Annotated in this window: 19 protein-coding genes; 9 read left to right on the plus strand and 10 right to left on the minus strand. The window is 59.9% G+C overall.

Features of this window, described 5'->3' with window-relative positions; translation table 11 throughout:
* Positions 1-163 precede the first annotated feature (163 nt).
* Genes BN1130_RS02790 through djlA form a run of 3 tightly spaced genes read left to right on the plus strand, consistent with a single transcriptional unit; the run spans position 164 to position 2,701 of the window.
* The gene (locus BN1130_RS02790) at positions 164-1,195 is read left to right on the plus strand and encodes an aminoglycoside phosphotransferase family protein (RefSeq protein WP_042040169.1); all 1,032 of its coding nucleotides are present in this window, start codon (positions 164-166) and stop codon (positions 1,193-1,195) included.
* The gene (gene murU, locus BN1130_RS02795; protein ID WP_042040171.1) at positions 1,192-1,857 is read left to right on the plus strand and encodes an N-acetylmuramate alpha-1-phosphate uridylyltransferase MurU; all 666 of its coding nucleotides are present in this window, start codon (positions 1,192-1,194) and stop codon (positions 1,855-1,857) included. Before BN1130_RS02790 ends, murU begins: the two co-directional genes overlap by 4 nt.
* Positions 1,858-1,873: 16 nt before the next feature.
* A complete protein-coding gene (gene djlA / locus BN1130_RS02800) occupies positions 1,874-2,701 on the plus strand; it encodes a co-chaperone DjlA (RefSeq protein ID WP_042040173.1) in 828 nt (275 codons plus the stop codon).
* Between the two features lie 69 nt (positions 2,702-2,770).
* Here the strand turns inward: djlA and BN1130_RS02805 are convergent, their stop codons facing one another.
* The 4 genes from BN1130_RS02805 to BN1130_RS02820 form a co-directional block, all read right to left on the minus strand.
* On the minus strand, positions 2,771-4,126 hold the full coding sequence (locus BN1130_RS02805; protein WP_042040246.1) for an NCS2 family permease: 1,356 nt from the start codon (positions 4,124-4,126) through the stop codon (positions 2,771-2,773).
* A gap of 263 nt (positions 4,127-4,389) precedes the next feature.
* The gene (locus BN1130_RS02810) at positions 4,390-4,725 is read right to left on the minus strand and encodes a hypothetical protein (protein WP_042040174.1); all 336 of its coding nucleotides are present in this window, start codon (positions 4,723-4,725) and stop codon (positions 4,390-4,392) included.
* Positions 4,726-4,862: 137 nt separating this feature from the next.
* Positions 4,863-6,530, minus strand: coding sequence for an energy-dependent translational throttle protein EttA (ettA, locus tag BN1130_RS02815; protein ID WP_042040177.1), 1,668 nt, complete (start codon positions 6,528-6,530; stop codon positions 4,863-4,865).
* A 235-nt stretch (positions 6,531-6,765) separates the two neighbouring features.
* Entirely contained in the window at positions 6,766-7,632 is an 867-nt protein-coding gene (locus tag BN1130_RS02820; protein WP_042040179.1) for a lytic transglycosylase domain-containing protein, read from the minus strand.
* A gap of 269 nt (positions 7,633-7,901) precedes the next feature.
* Between BN1130_RS02820 and BN1130_RS02825 the strand changes: the two genes are divergently transcribed.
* Both BN1130_RS02825 and BN1130_RS02830 read left to right on the plus strand, forming a co-directional pair.
* Positions 7,902-8,348, plus strand: a complete 447-nt coding sequence (locus BN1130_RS02825; protein ID WP_042040180.1) for a globin domain-containing protein — start codon at positions 7,902-7,904, stop codon at positions 8,346-8,348.
* A 202-nt stretch (positions 8,349-8,550) separates the two neighbouring features.
* A complete protein-coding gene (locus BN1130_RS02830; RefSeq protein ID WP_042040182.1) occupies positions 8,551-9,162 on the plus strand; it encodes a YitT family protein in 612 nt (203 codons plus the stop codon).
* A gap of 66 nt (positions 9,163-9,228) precedes the next feature.
* Here the strand turns inward: BN1130_RS02830 and BN1130_RS02835 are convergent, their stop codons facing one another.
* The 3 genes from BN1130_RS02835 to BN1130_RS02845 are packed head-to-tail and all read right to left on the minus strand — an operon-like array spanning position 9,229 to position 11,907.
* Positions 9,229-10,035, minus strand: coding sequence for a heme ABC transporter ATP-binding protein (locus tag BN1130_RS02835; protein ID WP_042040184.1), 807 nt, complete (start codon positions 10,033-10,035; stop codon positions 9,229-9,231).
* Between the two features lie 7 nt (positions 10,036-10,042).
* Positions 10,043-11,074, minus strand: a complete 1,032-nt coding sequence (locus BN1130_RS02840) for a FecCD family ABC transporter permease (RefSeq protein WP_042040185.1) — start codon at positions 11,072-11,074, stop codon at positions 10,043-10,045.
* A complete protein-coding gene (locus tag BN1130_RS02845; protein WP_042040186.1) occupies positions 11,071-11,907 on the minus strand; it encodes a heme/hemin ABC transporter substrate-binding protein in 837 nt (278 codons plus the stop codon). The genes BN1130_RS02840 and BN1130_RS02845 overlap by 4 nt, the downstream gene beginning before the upstream one ends.
* Positions 11,908-12,067: 160 nt before the next feature.
* Between BN1130_RS02845 and hutX the strand changes: the two genes are divergently transcribed.
* Together hutX and hutZ are read left to right on the plus strand one after the other, a co-directional pair.
* On the plus strand, positions 12,068-12,580 hold the full coding sequence (gene hutX, locus BN1130_RS02850) for a heme utilization cystosolic carrier protein HutX (protein ID WP_042040188.1): 513 nt from the start codon (positions 12,068-12,070) through the stop codon (positions 12,578-12,580).
* Positions 12,577-13,131: a heme utilization protein HutZ gene (gene hutZ / locus BN1130_RS02855; protein WP_042040189.1), complete on the plus strand. Its 555-nt coding sequence runs from the start codon at positions 12,577-12,579 to the stop codon at positions 13,129-13,131. Before hutX ends, hutZ begins: the two co-directional genes overlap by 4 nt.
* 67 nt (positions 13,132-13,198) lie before the next feature.
* On the opposite strand, the gene BN1130_RS02860 is transcribed toward hutZ, so the two are convergent.
* The 3 genes from BN1130_RS02860 to BN1130_RS02870 form a co-directional block, all read right to left on the minus strand.
* Entirely contained in the window at positions 13,199-13,606 is a 408-nt protein-coding gene (locus BN1130_RS02860; protein ID WP_157013871.1) for a hypothetical protein, read from the minus strand.
* Positions 13,607-14,131 (minus strand): cysteine hydrolase family protein, encoded by a 525-nt coding sequence (locus BN1130_RS02865; RefSeq protein ID WP_042040190.1) that lies wholly within the window; start codon positions 14,129-14,131, stop codon positions 13,607-13,609.
* Between the two features lie 106 nt (positions 14,132-14,237).
* On the minus strand, positions 14,238-15,209 hold the full coding sequence (locus BN1130_RS02870) for a ChaN family lipoprotein (protein ID WP_042040191.1): 972 nt from the start codon (positions 15,207-15,209) through the stop codon (positions 14,238-14,240).
* 144 nt (positions 15,210-15,353) lie between these two features.
* Between BN1130_RS02870 and BN1130_RS02875 the strand changes: the two genes are divergently transcribed.
* Positions 15,354-17,501, plus strand: coding sequence for a TonB-dependent hemoglobin/transferrin/lactoferrin family receptor (locus tag BN1130_RS02875; RefSeq protein ID WP_370736597.1), 2,148 nt, complete (start codon positions 15,354-15,356; stop codon positions 17,499-17,501).
* Between the two features lie 323 nt (positions 17,502-17,824).
* A complete protein-coding gene (locus tag BN1130_RS02880; RefSeq protein WP_042040193.1) occupies positions 17,825-18,964 on the plus strand; it encodes a 3-phenylpropionate MFS transporter in 1,140 nt (379 codons plus the stop codon).
* The last annotated feature ends 51 nt before the right edge of the window (positions 18,965-19,015 follow it).

Raw genomic sequence — 19,015 nt, forward strand, 5'->3', positions numbered from 1 at the left:
ATCCGTATCGAAACGGCTGATTCAAGAGCATGCATAATACGCCAGGACTCATCGAGTTGACATTGCATCTCATTGCTTTATGTTAGCCGGCAATGATAAAGCATTATTGCGGCCAGGGCTAACAGCCAAGCGCTGCTTTCCACCTTCAGCCGGTCCTTCACTCATGTCCAATCGCTTCGACTCCCTGCTCCAGTTTGCTCGCCAGTACACCGGCGACCCCCAGCTGACGCTGACCCTTATCTCTGGCGATGCCAGTTTCCGCCGTTACTATCGGGGGGCAGATCTTGTCTGGGTGGATGCCAATCCCCACACCGAAAAGAATCACGAATTTGTTCGCAATGCGGCAGCCCTGCATGCCTGCAATCTGCTGGCGCCCGAAGTGCGAGCTGTCGATTACAGCCTGGGCCTGCTGGCAGTGACAGATCTTGGCGATATCCAGCTCATTCATTGTCTGGGTGAGCACAGCGTACTGGCCTGGTACGAGAAAGCCATTGCGCTGCTGCCCCGGCTGGGGGGCGTGGCGTTGCCGCTCGAGCCTTTCGATGATCTCTTCATGGCCCGGGAAAACGCCATCTTCCCCGAATGGCTGCTGGGCAAGCATCTGCAACTGCTGCTCAGCGACGCAGAACAGCAGTTGCTGGATGACACTTTCGCCTGCCTCACCGCCAATAACCTGGCTCAGCCCCAGGGGGTGATGCACAGAGATTTCCATAGTCGCAATCTGATGGTGTGCAGCGAAGGGGCGGGGGACCCTGTCCCGGCCCTGAGCGAGTTGGCCATCATCGATTTTCAAGACATGGTCATGGGCCCCCTCAGCTATGACCTCGTCTCGCTGCTGAAGGATTGCTACGTGCGCTGGCCCGATGAGGTGCTCGAGCAGGGAATGCAGCTTGGCTATGCCCGATTGAGTCAAGCCGGGCTGCTCGGCGAGCTGGATTATGCCAGTTTCCGTCGTCATGCGGACCTGACCGGTATGCAGCGTCACCTGAAGGCGGCGGGCCTGTTCACCCGTCTCTATCATCGCGATGGCAAGTCAGGTTACCTCAAGGATATTCCCCGTACTCTGGGCTATGTGGTGGACGTGTGCGAGCTGCACGGCACCGCCTATCCGGTGCTGGCCGAGTTCGGAGAGTGGCTGGTGCGCCGGGTTCTGCCCGGTTTTGATGGCGCAGTGCTGGAGGGCAAGGGCCCATGAAGGCCATGATACTGGCGGCCGGTCGCGGTGAGCGGATGCGTCCGCTCACCGACAGTGTGCCCAAGCCGCTGCTGAGGGTGGGGGGCAAGCCGCTTATCGTTCATCATCTCGAGAAGCTCAAAGCCGCTGGCATCAGCGAGGTGGTCATCAACCATGCCTGGCTAGGCGACAAGCTGGTGGCGGCGCTCGGTGATGGCAGTGACGTCGGGGTACAGATCGCCTGGTCTGCCGAGGCTGCGGCGCTCGAAACGGCGGGCGGCATAGTGCAGGCCCTGCCACTGCTGGGGGATGGCCCTTTTCTGGTGATCAATGGGGATACCTGGCTGGGAATGGATTACGCGCCTCTGGTGTCTCAGTCTCTGGGAGACGATCTCGCCCATCTCTGGCTGGTGCCCAATCCTCCCCAGCACCCTCAGGGGGATTTTTCCCTCGAGGGAGACAGAGTACAGGATCGCCCCGGATTGACCTTTAGCGGCGTCGGTCTTTACCACACGTCAGCCTTCAGTGCCCTCACCCAGGGCAGTCGTAAACTGGCCCCGCTGCTGCGCGACTGGATGGCGCAAGGGCGAGTGGGTGGCTCACAGCTGATCGGGGACTGGCGCGATATCGGCACTGTGGCGCGGCTGCGTGCCCTGGACGACGAGTTAAGCTCCACTAATTAATATGAGGTCTTGAGTCATGCGTATTTGGGGCAAGGTGCTCGGCGCCTTCTTCGGTTTTTTACTCGGCAATATCTTCGGGTTGCTGATTGGTCTCTGGCTCGGTCACCGGTTTGACCGTGGTATCGGCATCCAGGGGGCATTTCGTCGCACCCCGAGCGCCGAGCAGCAAGCCATCTTCTTCCACGCGACCTTCGCGGTCATGGGCCACATTGCCAAGGCGGGTGGCCAGGTCACCGAGCAGGAGATCCGGGTCGCTGCGGCGTTGATGGAGCGGATGCGGCTCTCCCCCGAGCAGCGCAGCAACGCCCAGCGTTCATTTCGCGAGGGTAAAGAGGCTGATTTTCCCCTGCGTCAGACCCTGGCCGGGTTTCGCAGTGCGAGTCAGGGCCAGCGCGACATCTTGCGTTTCTTCCTGGAGGTACAACTGCAAGCGGCCTTTGCCGATGGTCAGGTCGAAGCGGCCGAGCGCGCCATCTTGCAGACCATTGCCGAGGAGCTGGGCTTTAGCCAGATAGAGCTGGCGCGGATCCTGGCCATGGCCGAGGCACAGATGAACTTCTTCCGCCACGGCGGCCGGGGCCAGTATCAGGGCGGTCATCACTCCGCGGGCCAGCAGCCACCGAGCCGTGACAGGCTCAAGGACGCCTACCAGTTGCTGGGGGTGAGCGAAGAGATGTCGGATGCCGACGTGAAGAAGGCCTATCGCAAGGAGATGAGCAAGCATCACCCGGACAAGCTGGCCGCCAAGGGTCTGCCGCCGGAGATGATGGAGATGGCCAAGGAGAAAGCCCAGGAAATACAGCAGGCCTGGGAGTGGATCCGCGAGGCGCGCGGCATTCGTTGAACCTTGCCTGTTGCCCACCAACAAAAATGCCCGTCGATGACGGGCATTTTTGTGTGCGCAAGCCGGGGTTTAGTGGCTATCGACCCAGACGAATTTGATCACGAACAGCAGGGCGACCACCAGCACGCAGGGGTTGATCTCGCGCCAGCGACCGGTACCCGCCTTCATCACGCAATAAGAGATGAAGCCCACGGCGATCCCCTCGGTGATGGAGAAGCTGAACGGCATCATCACCGCTGTCATGAAGGCCGGCACCGCCTCGGTCAAGTCTTCCCATTTGACTTTGGTCAGCTCGGAGCACATCAGCACGCCCACGTAGATGAGCGCGCCGGCGGCGGCATAGGCGGGCACCATGGCGGCGATGGGGGAGAAGAAGATCGCCAGCAGGAACAACACGCCGACCACTATGGCGGTCAGGCCGGTGCGACCACCGACGGCGACCCCTGAGCTGCTCTCGATATAGGCCGTGACCGAGGAGGTGCCCATAAAGGCGCCGCCAACCGAGCTGATGCTGTCGACCATCAACGCCTGTTTCATGCGCGGGAAGCGGCCCTTGTCATCGGCGAGCTTGGCCCGGCTGGTGACACCTATCAGGGTACCGGAGGAGTCAAACAGGTTGACCAGCATGAAGGAGAAGATGATCCCCGCCAGGCTGATGTCCAGCGAGCCCATCAGATCCAGCTGGCCGAACACCGGGGTGATGCTGGGCGGCAGGGAGACGAAGCCCTTGAAGGTCACATCCCCAAACAGCCAGCCCAGGGTGGTGGTGACCACTATGGCGATCAGCACGGCGGAGTGCACGCCGCGGGCGGAGAAGATGCAGATCAGGAAGAAGCCAAGCAGCCCCAGCAGGCAGGGCAGGGAAGTGAGATTGCCCACCGTCACCATGGTGGCCGGGCTCGCCACTACTATGCCGGCGTTGTGCAGGCCGAGCAGGGCGATGAGCAGACCGATACCGGCGGTGATGCCGACTCGCAGGGTGAGCGGAATGTTGGCGATGAGCCAGTAGCGCACCCGCAGCAGGGTGAGGATCAGCAAGCCCAGGGCGCCCCAGAAGATGGTGCCCATGCCGACCTGCCAGGAGTAACCCATGCCGGCGACGACCACGAAGGCGAAGAAGGCGTTGAGACCCATGGCGGGGGCCAGGGCGATGGGCAGGTTGGCCAGCAGACCCATCAGAATGCTGCCGATGCCGGCGATGAGGCAGGTAGTGACAAATACCGCCTGGGTGTCCATGCCCGCATTGGAGAGGATCTGCGGGTTGACGAACACGATGTAGACCATGGTCAGGAAGGTGGTGACCCCGGCGATGACCTCGGTGCGGGCGGTGGTGCCATGGCCTTTCAGGGCGAACAGGCGTTCGAGCAATCCTTGCCCGGCAGCTTGGCTGGCGGCCTGATGATCGGTTTGATGTGGTTGATTCATGTTGTATTCCAATGGGTGACGTGAAATAAGCAGCAGGCTCGCGGCCAGACCCATCCATGAGGGATCCTGACCGGCGTCGCTGGCTAATGAATAGCCGGACTCGTCCTGATACCGTGACAGCGCGCACATTTTCACACAGGCGTCGTCGTTTACAAACCCCGGATCTGCGAAGGGGATCAACGAATAGAGTAAAAATTCAAACGTTTGCCGTCAGTGCAGTGAAAATGGAACTCGATAGAGACCATGATACCGTCGGGTGAGGCTCAGAGGGTCTTGAAGTAGCGTTCGACCAGCAGTGCCAGCATGGCATCGCTGCGCTCCTGCAGGGTGGCAAGATCCAGCCCCAAGCGACTCATCAGTTGAGCGGCTTGCTCCTCGCTCAATTTGCGATCCCCGAGGAAGAACGTCTGTTCGGGCAACTGCTTGTCATGGCGCGGTAGCAGCACCCAGTGCACCCGTTCGGGTTCGATGGCCGCAAAAATGCGGGTGGCTGCGGCGCAGAAGGTCTCTATGTGTGACTTGCCGTCGGGGCCGAGGCAGCCGGGTTCGAGCCGGATCTGGATAGTGAGTCTCTTCGCGGTGACAGTGGTCTGGGTCATCGGCTGGTATCGGTAGGGGAAGGCGGGGAGATTGTAAGTCAAAAGGCAGTAGAAAGGGGAGCCTTGGCTCCCCTTGTCACGATGCAATCACCCTGATGGGGCGATACGCTTGCCTATCTGGTTCGGTGCGTGATCGCTTACTTGGTGATGCGTTTGTACTTGGCTCTGTGCGGCTGAACCGACTCGGCACCATAGGTCTTCTTCTTCCACTCTTCATATTCGGTGAAGTTACCCTCGAAGAAGGCGATGTTGCCCTCGTCCTGATAATCGAGAATATGCGTGGCGATGCGGTCAAGGAACCAGCGATCGTGGGAGATGACCATGGCGCAACCCGGGAACTCCAACAGGGCGTTCTCGAGGGCGCGCAGGGTTTCGATGTCCAGATCGTTGGTCGGTTCATCGAGCAGCAACACGTTGCCACCGGTTTGCAGCAGCTTGGCCAGGTGCAGACGGCCACGTTCACCCCCGGAGAGCTCGCCGACCCGCTTCTGCTGATCGGCACCTTTGAAGTTGAAGCGGCCAATATAGGCGCGGCTCGGGAACTCATGGTTGCCAATGCGCAATATGTCCTGGCCGTCCGCCACTTCCTGGAACACCGTCTTCTTGTCATCCATGCTGTCACGGAACTGATCCACAGAGGCCAGCACCACGGTATCCCCCAGGCTGATGGTGCCGGAATCCGGTTGCTCCTGGCCTGACATCATGCGGAACAGGGTCGATTTACCGGCACCGTTCGGGCCTATGATGCCGACGATGGCCCCCTTCGGAATGGCGAAGGAGAGATCGTCGATCAGCACGCGGTCCCCATAGGACTTGCGCAGGTTGCTCACTTCCAGCACCTTGTCGCCGAGGCGGGGTCCGGGGGGAATGAACAGCTCGTTGGTCTCGTTGCGCTTCTGGTAGTCGTTGTTGTTGAGCTCTTCGAAGCGCGCCATCCGGGCCTTGGACTTGGCCTGACGACCCTTGGGGTTTTGACGAACCCACTCCAACTCTTTCTCGATGGACTTGCGACGAGCAGCCTCGGAGCTGGCTTCCTGGGCCAGGCGGGCATCTTTTTGCTCCAGCCAGGAGGAGTAGTTGCCCTCCCACGGAATGCCTTCGCCGCGGTCCAGCTCCAGGATCCAGCCCGCCACGTTGTCGAGGAAGTAGCGGTCGTGGGTGATGGCGACCACAGTGCCCTCGTAGTCGTGCAGGAAGCGCTCCAGCCAGGCTACGGACTCGGCATCCAGGTGGTTGGTCGGTTCGTCCAGCAGCAGCATGTCCGGCTTTTCCAGCAGCAGGCGGCACAGGGCCACCCGGCGGCGCTCACCACCGGAGAGGTGCTGGATCTTGGCATCCCAGGCGGGCAGACGCAGGGCATCGGCCGCGCGCTCCAGCTGGTTTTCCATGTTGTGGCCACCCTGGGACTCGATGATGGCCTCCAGCTCGCCCTGTTCGCGGGCCAGCTTGTCAAAGTCGGCATCCGGGTCGGCATAGGCCGCATAGACCTCGTCCAGACGGGCCATGGCGCGCTTGACTTCGCCAATGGCCTCTTCGACCGCTTCGCGCACTGTCTGCTCCGGATCCAGCTTGGGCTCCTGGGGCAGGTAGCCAATCTTGATGCCGGGCTGCGGACGGGCTTCCCCTTCGATCTCGGTGTCTATCCCCGCCATGATGCGCAGCAGGGTGGATTTACCGGCGCCATTCAGACCCAATACGCCTATCTTGGCGCCCGGGAAGAAGGAGAGGGAGATGTTCTTGAGAATATGACGCTTGGGCGGTACGACTTTACCCACCCTGTTCATGGTGTAAATAAATTGAGCCATTGGCTAATTCTCTTTCCTTTTCATCAGGTTAACTTTATTTCGTCAACAGGCTGATGTCGTGGTGGGGCCAACTGGCGACAGGGGCCAGCCGGTTCCGAATAACGGTGCGATTGTAAACCAATGGCCGACGGGGGGAAAGTCGGTGCCGGTGTGGAAATGGCGCACGAGAGGGGCATTCAATGGGGGATAAGAGGTTGAGTGTCATACAAGGTTCTGCGTGGGCTCAGTGGTGGGACTATGGCTTGCTGGTTCGGCTCCTGGCCTGGTGTGGGGTGGGCTCTTTGCCCGCGAAGTAGAGCACCTTGCGCACATATTGCTGGGTCTCGGCATAGGGGGGGATGCCGCCGTATTGATCCACGGATTTTTCCCCGGCGTTATAGGCCGCCGATATCCGCACCCAGTCGCCGTCGAAGCGGCGATGCAGCCACTTGAGATAGGCCATGGCACCGCGGATGTTCTGCTCGGGATCGAAGGGGCGAGTGACACCGAAGCGAGCCTGGGTGGCGGGGATGAGCTGCATCACGCCCTGGGCATTTTTGGGGGAGATGGCGCCGGGTTCGAGATTGGACTCGGCGATGGCGATAGCCAGTACCAGACGCGGGTCTATATCGTGGCGATCGGCGGCCTGACGCAACATATTCACCAGTTTTCGTTTTTCGGGGGATTGACGCGCCACATAGGCGTCGAGGTTGAAGGGGGTAGTGGGAATGGCAAAATAACCGCCCCCCCCCGCGATGCCCGCGCCGCAATTGTCCCCCATGGGGACATTGCCAACCCGGCTGTTGTAGTAGCGGGCGGCTTGCTGGTTGCCAAGGCGCATCGCCATGGAGAGATAGCCGTTGGCCAACTTGGGGTTGCGGGGGGCGAGCAGGCGACCAATACGATAATAGCCTTCGGGGTTGCCGGTGCTGGCGGCGACACAATAGTGCCGTATCGCCTGGCTGATGTTGCCCCTATTTTGAGCCGCCTGCCCCTGCTGGAGGGCATTGATGGCGCGAGGTGCCTGACGAAATGGCTCCTTGGTGGCGGCCTCTGCTATCCCAGTGCTGAGTAACAGCAGGGTCAATAGCATAAACAGCTGCTTCTCTAGCCCATTCACCATGACATCTCTCCATTCAACGTCCAAAAGCTATAGGGGAAATGCGGAGGAAGTGCCAGCCAGAGGGTGGACTCTGTGGTTATGGTATGGCGAGCTTCAAGAACGAAATGGTCTGGAACTTATCGCCGGACGCCCTGACGCCGAGGCAAACCACAAGGATGCGAATGAATTGATGCACGAGGTAATGCCAAACATGGTGCTAATAACTACTTTGTTATTAGATTCTGTGTGGCTGCCTCTGGACGAGGAGCGATGATGGCTAAGGATTGCCTATGACCTCTGATGATATCGATTTGGTACAACGGACCTGGAGCCGTATTTCCCTGTTCAGCAATGATTTTGTCAGGGAGATCTACCGGGAGTTGTTTATCCTGGACCCGGGCCTTGTCCCCATGTTCACCATGACGAATGAGCAGCTTGTCAGCAAGGTCTCCCAGACCCTCAACATTGTGCTGACCAGCCTGGAGCAGCTCGACGCGTTGCGTTTTATCATTCGCCACCTGGGACAGCAACACAGGCGCTATGGCGTCACCTCCGAACACTTCGCGTTGGTCAAGCTGGCCATGACCAATGTCATGGCCAAGCGATTGGGCGAGCACTTTACCCCGGCGCTCGCTCTGGCCTGGTCCAGCGCCTATGACGAGATAGCCGCCATCATGATTGAAGGGCTGCAGGCCGAACAGCCCTGCAAGGAAGGGACTGACATGGATATCTCTTGATCACTCCGGGGGTGGTGGGCCGCTTTATATTGGTGCAACCCCTGTCAAGGTGAGGTGACAGATACCAAGTTGGTGCATGCTGGTTGGCTATTGTGATCCTGTTCACAAAAAATAGACTGGTGCGAATCAAGAAGGCCCTGAAGAGAGGGCCCGCACTCGCCTGGCTCAGCAAGGCGCACTCCTTCGCAAACGGATACAACTTATGGACAAGACCCCCCACACCAGTGCACATCCCCTCTATGAGGATGTGCTGGCCCTGCTGATCGCATCTGGCTTCGTTTCTCTTGGCATCTTTCTGTTTCATCAGGTAGGTCTGCTCACCGGTGGCACTGCTGGCCTGGCGTTGCTGCTGCAACAGGTGACAGGGCTGAGCTTTGGTCTGCTGTTCTTTGGCATCAACCTGCCTTTTTATGCCCTGGCCTGGCTGAGGATGGGGCCCCGTTTTACCCTCAATACCTTTGTCTCTGTGGCGGCGGTCTCCTTCATGACGGATCACCTCAATGGCGTGTTGCAGATAGGCAAGATTGAGCCCGCCTACGCGGCCCTGATTGGCGGCACCCTGATAGGCATGGGATTGCTCATCATGTTTCGCCATAAATCGAGTCTGGGGGGCTTCAATATCCTGGCGTTGTTTATCCAGGACAGGTTCGGCATCCGCGCTGGCAAGCTGCAAATGGGGCTTGATTGCGCCATCGTCGTCACCTCCTTCTTCGTGGTATCCCCTTGGCTGCTGGCCCTTTCCGTGGCGGCGGCCATCATCTGTAACCTGATGTTGACACTCAACCACAAGCCGGGCCGTTATCAGATAGCCTGAATCCAGTACAGCCATCCCATTGAAAAGAGCGCCACAGAGGCGCTCTTTTCGTTGTTGTTATCTGGTTTAGCTGACGATGGGCAGCCCGCTCTGGGGGTGAAACATGACCTCGGCGGGATAGTCATAGAGAGACTGGATAAGGGTCGGCGTCAGCACCTCGGCGGGAGGGCCGTCGGCCATCAGCTTGCCATCGGCCAGCATCAGCAGGCGATCGGCGTAACGGGCGGCGAGATTGAGATCGTGCAACACCACCAGTACCGCGGTATCACGGGCCGCCAAGGCACGTGCCAGGGTGAGCAGCTGATGCTGGTATTTCAGATCCAGTGCCGAGGTGGGCTCATCGAGCAGCAGCAGCCGAGGGGAGCTCGGTGCATTGGGCGCTTGCCAGATCTGGGCCAGTACCCGGGCGAACTGCACTCGCTGGCGCTCACCCCCCGATAGCCCAGGGTAGAGGCGATTGGCCAGATGCTCGACCCCGCAGTGGGCCATGGCGGCACTGACAATCTCGCGCTGGCGTGCCGCAGGTTCGCTGTGGGGCAGACGGCCCATGGTGACCACCTCTTCGCACAGAAACGGAAAGTTCAAAGAGGAGCTTTGGGGCAGCACACCCAGTCGATGGGCCAGGATACTGGCCTGCCACTGCTCACGGGGCTGGCCGAATAGCCGTATCTCACCACCATAATCGAGCTCGCCGGTGAGGCACTTGAGCAGGCTGCTCTTGCCTGCGCCATTGGGGCCGAGCAGGGCGGTGAGGGTGCCGCCACTCAGGGCCAGGTTCAGGTCACGGAGTATCGGTTTGCCACCGCGGTGCAGGTTGAGGGCGTGGCAACTGAGCAGCGGCTCGGCCGGATTGTGTTGGGGGGGGATGGACATGGGGCGCCTAGAGTGTGCGACGGCCGCGCAGCAGCAGCCAGATGAAGAAGGGGGCGCCGAGCAGGGCGGTGATGATGCCGACCGGCAACTCGGCTGGCGCCAGCAGGGTGCGAGCCAGCATGTCGGCACCCAGCAGCAGGGCCGCACCGACCAGTGCCGAGAGGGGCAGCAGGCGAACATGGTTGGGTCCACACAGCAGCCGCACCAGATGCGGCACCACCAGGCCGACAAAACCTATCATGCCGGCGATCGCCACGGCGACACCGACACCGGCGGCGGTGAGCAGGATCAGTCGCCGCTTCAGGGACTGCACATTGACCCCCAGATGACGGGCCTCGGACTCCCCCAGCAGCAGGGCGTTGAGCGGACCGGCATCGCGGCTAAATAGCAGCAGGAGTATGGCCAGGGTCGCGAGGGAAAGCAGCATGTCAGCGGGCTTCCCAGCCGCAAGCGTGCCCATCTGCCACAGGCTGAGATCCCGCAGCATCTGATCGTCTGCCAGGTAACTGAGCAGCCCCATCACGGCGCCCGATAACGCCGTGATGGCCACCCCGGCCAGCAACATGACGGTGACGGAAGTCCCCCCCTGGCGACTGCCGAGCAGATAGACCAGGGTGGTGGTGATGGCTCCGCCGAGAAAGGCGAGCAGAGGCAGCAAGCCGATGCCGAGCTTGGCTTGCAGTTGTTGCTCCAGGGGGGCCAGCAGCACTATGGCCAGGGCGGCGCCCAAGGCAGCGCCTCCTGAAACCCCTATGATGCCGGGATCGGCGAGGGGGTTGCGAAACAGCCCCTGCATCACGGCGCCGCACAGGCCCAGTATGCCGCCCACGGCCAGGCAGAGCAGGGTCCGGGGCAGGCGGATCTCTTGTACTACCAGCAATTTGTGAGGTGCAAGCTGGCTGGTCTCACTGGCCAACAGCGCCTGCAAGCTCTCGCTGAACGAGAGAGGCAGCGGCCCTGTGGCCAGGGAGCCGAGCAGGAGCCCGCTCAGCAGCAGACCGAGTCCAAGCAGCAACCAGGGGAGGGGCAGCCGCATCATGAACCCTGTTTGATCCAGCCGGCGACCTTGCTGGCCTGTGCCAAGGTCGTCAGGCTGAGCCCCCCCTGCAGAGCATGCCCATCGATGGCATGAATGGCGAGGCGCTTGCCTGCCGGGGTGGCGCTCAGGGAAGAGACTTGCTGCAACACTGTGTGGGGATCCTGATATTGTTGCCAGTCACGCCCACTGACCAGTACCAGGTCGGGCTGCATCTCGATCAATGACTCGGCCGAGACGGGCTTGTAACCGCGCAGGGTAGCGACCGGATTGACGCCTCCGGCGAGGGTGATCAGGGCACTGGCCGTGGTATCGCCACCGGCAATGCTGGTGGGCTGCCCCTTGTGCAGCAGCAGGAAGACCACGTTGAGCGGCTTGTTCTGTTTCGCTTCGGTGGCGAGGCTGGCGGCCTCCTGATTGACGCGCGCGTTCAATGCATCACCGGCTTGCGGCATGCCGAGCAGCGTGGCGAGGGTCGTGATGCGTTGATTCAGGTTGGCCAGGGTAGGTGCGGTGGCTTGCACTTCCACTTTGACGCCTGCACGGCCGAGCTGTTCCAGGGTGGCCTTGGGCCCCATCTCATCACTGCCGACCACCAGGGTGGGGGAGAGGCTCAATATCCCCTCTGCGGCCAGGGCCCTGTGATAACCCACCCTGGGTAACCCCTTGGGATCCTGGCTGCTGATATCGGTCGCGACGAGCTGTTTTTCGCCGCCGAGTGCCAGGATAAGTTCAGTGGTGGCGGGGCCTACGCTGATGATGCGTTCTGCCGCCATGATGGAGGCGGACAGGGGAATGCAACTCAGCCAGAGGGCGAGGGCAAGGCGTGGGGCCATGCTAATCTCCAGAAGATAGATAGGGGGTGAACGGGGTTGGTAGTCAACAACTCAAATATGAACACAAATGCAAACAATTATCAATTGTGCTTTTTGCCACGTTTTATTAGAGTGCCACCACGATTTGCAGAGGGGATGTGAGTCCCGAGGGAGAAAACAGATGAGCATTGCACTGCGCATTCATGAACTGCTGGAACAGGATCCCGGCGCTCACCCATCGAGCATAGCGAGCCAGTTGGCGGTCAGTGAATGGGAAGTGGTTCGCCATTTGCCGAGGGAGCTGGTCACCCTGTTGGCAGGGGATCAAGCCGAAGGCTTGTTGGCGGATCTGGCCGATTGGGGACAAGTGACCACGATTGTGGAATCAGAGGGGTCCATCTTCGAAGTGAAGGCGCCTTTCCCCAAGGGCAAGAATGCCCGGGGTTATTACAACCTGATGGGACGAGATGGCGAGATGCACGGTCACCTCAAGCTCGACAACGTCCTGCACGTGGCCCTGGTCAGCAAGCTGTTCATGGGCAAGGAGGGTCACTCCTTCCAGTTCTTTGGCCACAGGGGCCGCTGCATTTTCAAGGTCTATCTGGGCCGGGATGAGAAGCGTCAGCTGCTTCCCGCCCAAGTCGAGCGTTTCATGGCCCTGCGCCATCAGCATCAAGAGGAAGTAAAAGCATGAGTGAACGTCAGGAGCGCCTGCAAAATCGGTTGCAGCCGGAAATCCGCGAGTTTCGTGATGCATGTCGCACCCTGCAGCTCGCGACCGTGGATGGCGAAGGGCGACCCAATGCCAGCTATGCCCCCTTTGTGCTGCAATCCGATGGCTATTATGTGCTTATCTCCGAGATAGCCCGTCACGCCCGCAACTTGCAGCAGGTGCCCCAGGTCTCGCTGATGCTGATCGAAGATGAAGGCGGTGCCCGTGAGTTGTTTGCGCGCAAGCGCCTCACCTTCGATGCCAGCGCCGAAGTGGTGGCACGGGATGATGGCCGCTGGCAGGCCGCGGTGACCGCCCTGCAGGATCGTTTCGGCGAGATCATTGCCGGTCTGTCCAGGCTGGAGGACTTCAAGCTGTTCTGCCTCAAGCCCCAGCAAGGTCTGTTCGTGAAAGGATTTGGCCAGGCCTTCCAGGTCTCGAGTGATGAGCTGGTGGAGGTGGTGCATCTGGTGGAAGGCCACAAGCGCGTCGATACAGGTGAAGCGATCACCCGCACCGACAAGGTGCTTTAAGCGCCCCTTCGACATAAAAACGGACAGCCTTGGCTGTCCGTTTTTATGTCGGGTACTTCAACGCTCATCAACCTTGCCAGTCAACCCGGTTGGGGAAGGCCTGGCGATCACCCTCATTGGCAGTCTCATTGCATTCGCCCCTGATCCGCCAGGAGGTCTGACTCAGCACGATGAAACCCTGATGGCAGTAACCCCGCTCTTCCAGTGTTTGCTGGAGCTGGGCATCCTGCAGGGCGGTGCGTCGTTCGAGCAGGCTCTGCTGGCGTTGCAACTTGCTACCATCGTCATCTTGCAGCCGGGTGGGCAATGTCTCCAGCGGCGCGGCCTCGAACAGGAAGCGTTTGCTGCCCTCCTCATTGATATGAGTGCTGAACAGAGGGGGCGGCTGATCCGATGGCTGAGTGAAGCCACAGGCAACCAGGCCTGGCAGCATGACGATGAGCAAAGCGGTATGGGGGCGCACGGGAAATTTCATTCAAATAATCTGTTCTGTGGGTTGAACCAGGACGAGACGCTCTCCCGGCAGGGCCAGGTTCTCCCACATCCAGTTATGGTGTTTGATGATGAGGTTTGCATTCAGGTGAGCCCTGTCTGCCGTGGTATGTGCATCCTGTGCCACTGTGACGTCGAAGCCGTGAGAGGCGGCGCTGCGCACTGTGGTATCGACACAGAAGTCGGTCGCGCAGCCACACAGGATCAATCTGTCCACGCTCTGCTCCGCCAGCAGGAAGCCGAGTTCGGTATCGAGAAAACTGTCACATGCCGTCTTGCGTACCCGGCTGTCTGTGGGTCTTGGGGAGAGGGCCGCATGGATTTGCCAGGCCGGACTACCTGGTTCGAGTTCGCCACCTGGTTCGTCATGTTGCACATAGATGACTCGGCCACCGCCCTGACGCACACCGTCGGTCAGGCGATTGATATTGGAGAACACCTGGGTGTCCTCATGGCGCGGAACATCAAACAGCCCTTGTTGCACATCGATAACCAGTAACACGTCCATATGCACTCCTCAAAGAGGTTGGGGGAGTCCCCCATCTCGGCTGTGTGGTGGAGCATCAGGGAGCCTGATGCTCGTCATCTTGCGCTGATCACCCCTCGGGCCCTGGTCAGGGCTGTAACCACTGGTTGCAGTCCCGCTGCCGGGATTGATGCAGTGCGCCCATATCTTGCTTCATTTCCCCCTCGCTTTGCCAGCGTTTGGGTAAAGCTTCGATGCTGACCCCCACCTCGGCACGGCGCCCTGCAACCTGATCGGTGCCGCTCTGGGGCACCACCAGGGCAACCTTGAGTGCCGGATTGCGACTGGCAATGCGGCTGGCAAGGCCCAATCCACCCTCTACATGGAAATTGCCGGCGATGTGCATGATGCGTCTGCCCGGATGGGATCTGAGGTAGTCCACCATGGTTTCGGCCATGGTGTCATCCCAGCCCGTCTGGGCGGCAAAGCGGCGGTCATTGCTATCCGCATCCCCATGATGCATGGAGGCCATGAATGTCTGGCGGTAAGGGTCATCGCCCAGGGTCAGCTCCCGGGCCAGCTGGCTGCGGCGGGTGGCAGGCAGCTTGTCCAGCCAGGCGGGGCCTTCCTGGCCGACGCAGCTGATCAGGGGTTTGGGGGCATTGGCGGCCAGCACAGTGAGTCGCTGGGATTTGGCAAACTCAACCAGCGGGCGGTAATCACTCACATAGTTGGGCCAGGCATCGCTATCGCGGATCAGTTTGGCCTCCCCAATCTGGCCAGCCAGGTAGGCGTCCAGAACGGGTTGGGAGCCGCGACTGAACTGCTCCATGGAGAGCACCAGGGCCCGGCCATCGTCTTGGGAATGCAGTTGCAAGGCTGCCAGTAATTCGGTTTCCAGCAGATGCAGCGCCGGATGGGTGTGCAGCTCCCCGACCAGCACTATGTCGGCATCCTCAACCTTATCCACGGCCTGGGCGAGGGAGATGGCCGAGCCTGCTTCATCGGTCAGTCGATAATCATACAGGGTCGCGGCCGTCTGGGGACGGGGGCTGATGGTGTGATGGGTACAGGCGCTGAGTAGCAGGGATAGGGTGCCAAGGGCAATGGGTCGAAACATGATTTCTCGCGTTCAGAGGTTGGGTGATGGAGCTTCGCCAAGTTGGCGGGCGCGGTCACAATCGAGTAAAGGGTCGCTAGTGTAAACCTCAATCAAATAAAAATGATAACGATTATCATTGATCTTTATTTGTGACTGACTAAGATGCTCATGTTGATAATAATTCTCAATCAAGGACATGCAGTGGCTTATACTAATCCCCCCTCTTTGATCGCAATTGCGGTCATGACAGCACTCACTTCCCCGCTTCACGCCGCACAGAACCAGACTTCCAAGCCCAACGCCGACGAGGTCGTCGTGGTCAGTGCCTCGCGCATGCCCCAGAAACTGGAAGATGTCGCCAGTTCGGTCAGCGTCATCACCGCCACCGACATAGAAGAACAGATGGTCACCAATGCGGCTGACTTGTTCCGCTATGAGCCGGGCGTCAAGGTGGTTGGCGGCGTGGGCAGTGCCCAGACCTTCATCATACGTGGTATGGGTGAAAACCGGGTCAAGGTCGTGGTGGACGGCGTGCGTCAGAATGATGCCTACAGCAAGGGGGGCGTTGGTCAGAGCTACTTTGATACCGACATGATCAAGCAGGTGGAGGTTGCCAAGGGCCCGGCATCTGCCGCTTATGGCTCCGATGCCCTGGGGGGCGTCATCGCCATCACCACCAAGGATGCCAGTGATTTCCTCACTGACAAGGATCACTACCTGGATGCGACCAGTGGCTATGCGTCCGACAGCCATCAGCGGATGTTGGGCTTTACCGGCGCACTGCGCAGCGGTGATGTCGAGAGCCTGCTGCGTTACACCTGGCGCGACAGCGGTGTGACTCAGAATTACGATTCCACCAAGACAGATTTCGATATCGGCACCAATGCCGTGCTGCTCAAGAGTCAATGGAATATCAACGAGGATCAACTCCTCAAGCTGACCGTCGACTACCTCAGCGAGAATCAAGATCCAGACTCGATCGATCTCTCCAAGACCGCCAGCGTCTTCAATCAGCCCATCACCGACAAAGAGACGGACAACCTCTCGGTGGTGCTGGATCACGGCATCGCCCTAGGGGCCAACTGGGTTGATCGCATCGACAGCAAGCTCTATTACGCCCGCACCAAGCAGACCCTGGATCAGTACGCCTCCTCCAAGTATCCGGTCAATCCGCGCAACCCCTATGTGACCAAGAACTCGCTCGATCACAATGGCTTCGAGCAGGAGAGCCTGGGCGCCCAGGTGCAATTCAGCAAGGCCCTCGCCAGCCAGCGTCTGGCCTGGGGAGTGGAGTATGAGCACACGGATAACGAGCGGACTCGCATCAAGAACCCGACCGTGCCCGGTGATTTCGACTCCTACAGCGAGTTGAGCTTCCCCTCGACCACCAGTCAGCGTGCCGCACTCTGGGCATTCGACGAGATAAAATTTGGCGAGCGCTGGGTGCTGACCCCGGGGGCCCGCTACGAGTATTACCATATGAAGCCGGATAGTGATCCCGCCTACACGGGGGATGATCTCAAGACCATTTCCGAGGGCGAGTTCTCCCCGAAACTGGGCCTGGTGTACAAGGCGCATGAGCTGGCCAATCTGTTCACCCAATATAGCCATGGCTTCAAGGCGCCCATGTATGACAGTGCCTTCTCGACCCTTAACCACCAGGCTTACGGCTATCGTATCGAGCCTAACCCCAATCTGAAATCCGAGAGCAGTGACGGTATCGATGCCGGGGTGCGTGGCAGCCAGGGTGGGTTCAGCTATGAAGTGACCGCCTTCTACAACAAGTTCGAAGACTTTATCGAGCTACAATCCATCGGTACCTCGGGCCGGACCGCTCTCTACCAGTACCAGAACCTGGATGAGGCCACCACCAAGGGGGTCGAAGCCAAGGCCGACTACTGGCTCAACGACCTGGTCAATGTCTGGGGCAACCTGGCGTATATCGAAGGTGAGGATGGCGAAGGCAACTACATCAACAGTCTGAGTCCGCTCAACGGCTCAGTGGGGGTTCGCCTCGAACAACCGAACTGGAACATCAACACTGCCCTGCGCTTTGCCGATGACATGAACAAGGTCAGCCAGGACTCCCGCGGCAATGACAATATCCAGAGTGCAGGCTGGGGCGTGGTGGATCTCTATGCCCAGTTCAAGCCGTTGACCGACTTGCAACTCAACGTCGGCGTCTTCAACCTGTTCGACAAAGAGTATGTCAGCTACGAACGGGTGGCGGGCCAGGCTGCCGGCACAGATACCCAGTACATGACGGAGCCGGGCCGCAACCTGAGCGCCAGGGTCAAGTACATATTCTGATCGTCAAAGATAGGCATGTGGAAAGAGGAGCTGCGGCTCCTCTTTTTTATGGGCGCTCGCCGCCGGATCCCCGGTCAGCGGGTTTTGCTGAAGCGCGGTTCTGGTCGCCGCCCTCGACGCATGCCCCAAAAAAGAAACCCGCCAGGGGCGGGTAGAAGGATTGCAACACTAACCAGGAGAGGTGTGTGTCTCAATAGACAGCGGGGTTTCGCCAATAGTTCAACTTTATTGATATTTTTCATGATTATCCGGGCGGGGTCGCTCGGGATCCTGCCCGGGAAATGGGTTATCATCTGCGTCCCGATCCGGCCCTGTGAGGTCCTATGCCTGCTTTCTCCTGGTTAGCCCTGTTTTTTGGTGCCTTTTATTTCGTCTACGGCGCCTATTTGCCGTTCTGGTCGCTCTGGCTGGAAGGGATCGGGGTCAGCGCCGAGGCGATCGGCATGCTGTTGGGGGCTGGCATGGCGATCCGTTTTGCGGGCAACCTGATGGTGATGGGGCGCATCAAGGGGGCGGCCCAGCTGCTGCCGGTCACCCGACTGCTCTGCCTGCTCTCCCTGCTCGCCTTCCTCGGTTTCTATGTCAGTCATCAACTCTGGTGGCTGGTGGCATTGACCCTGGTGGCCAATTTTATCTATCCGACCCTGATGCCCATGGGAGAGGCGCTGGCCACCCGCATGGTGCTGCAGACCCAGCTCGATTATGGCAAGGTGCGACTGTGCGGCTCGGCCGCCTTCATTCTGGCCTCTACCCTGGTCGGGGTCCTCATCACCGATTGGGGTAGCCAGTGGGTGCTGCACATCATGGTGCTGGGATTGGGGATCATGTTGCTGCTCAGCTGGTTGCCGCTCAGACCAGCCCCTCAGGATGTGCAGGGGGAGCGAGCCCACGCCTCCCTGCGTGATACCCTCAAGAGCGCCACCGTGCGCCGCTTCTTGCTGGTGACGGCCTTGTTGCAAGGTAGCCATGCCGCTTATTACGGCTTTAGCGCCATCCACTGGAAGGCGGCGGGCTACAGTGGCTCCACCATTGGCTACTTATGGGCCCTGGGCGTGGTGGCCGAGATTGCCATGTTTGCCGCGGACAAGCGCTATTTCAGCCGCTTTGGCGCCCAGCGCCTGTTCCTGATTGGCGCCATCGGTTGTCTGCTGCGCTGGAGTCTGCTCGGGGCTACCACAGAGTTTGGCGTCCTGCTGTTTGCCCAGTTGCTGCACGGGGTGAGCTTCTGCATCAGTCACCTGGGCGCGGTGCGCTTCATGACCAAGGATCTGGCGCCGGAACAGCTGATCCCTACCCAGGCGCTCTACGCCGCCCTCTCCCTCGGGATCACTGTGGCGACCCTGATGACCTTATCTGGCCTGCTGTTTGAACCGCTGGGCGGTGGCATCTTCTTCATCATGGCCCTGGTGGTGCTACCTGTCTTCGTATTGCGGCTGAAACCGGACCGCTCGCAACGGACCTGAATTTGATTCATCTCCATGAGGGCGGCATAGGTTGCTCCCTGATAAAACCCT

Source organism: Aeromonas rivuli, from assembly GCF_000820045.1.
In the GTDB taxonomy this organism is placed as follows: domain Bacteria; phylum Pseudomonadota; class Gammaproteobacteria; order Enterobacterales; family Aeromonadaceae; genus Aeromonas; species Aeromonas rivuli.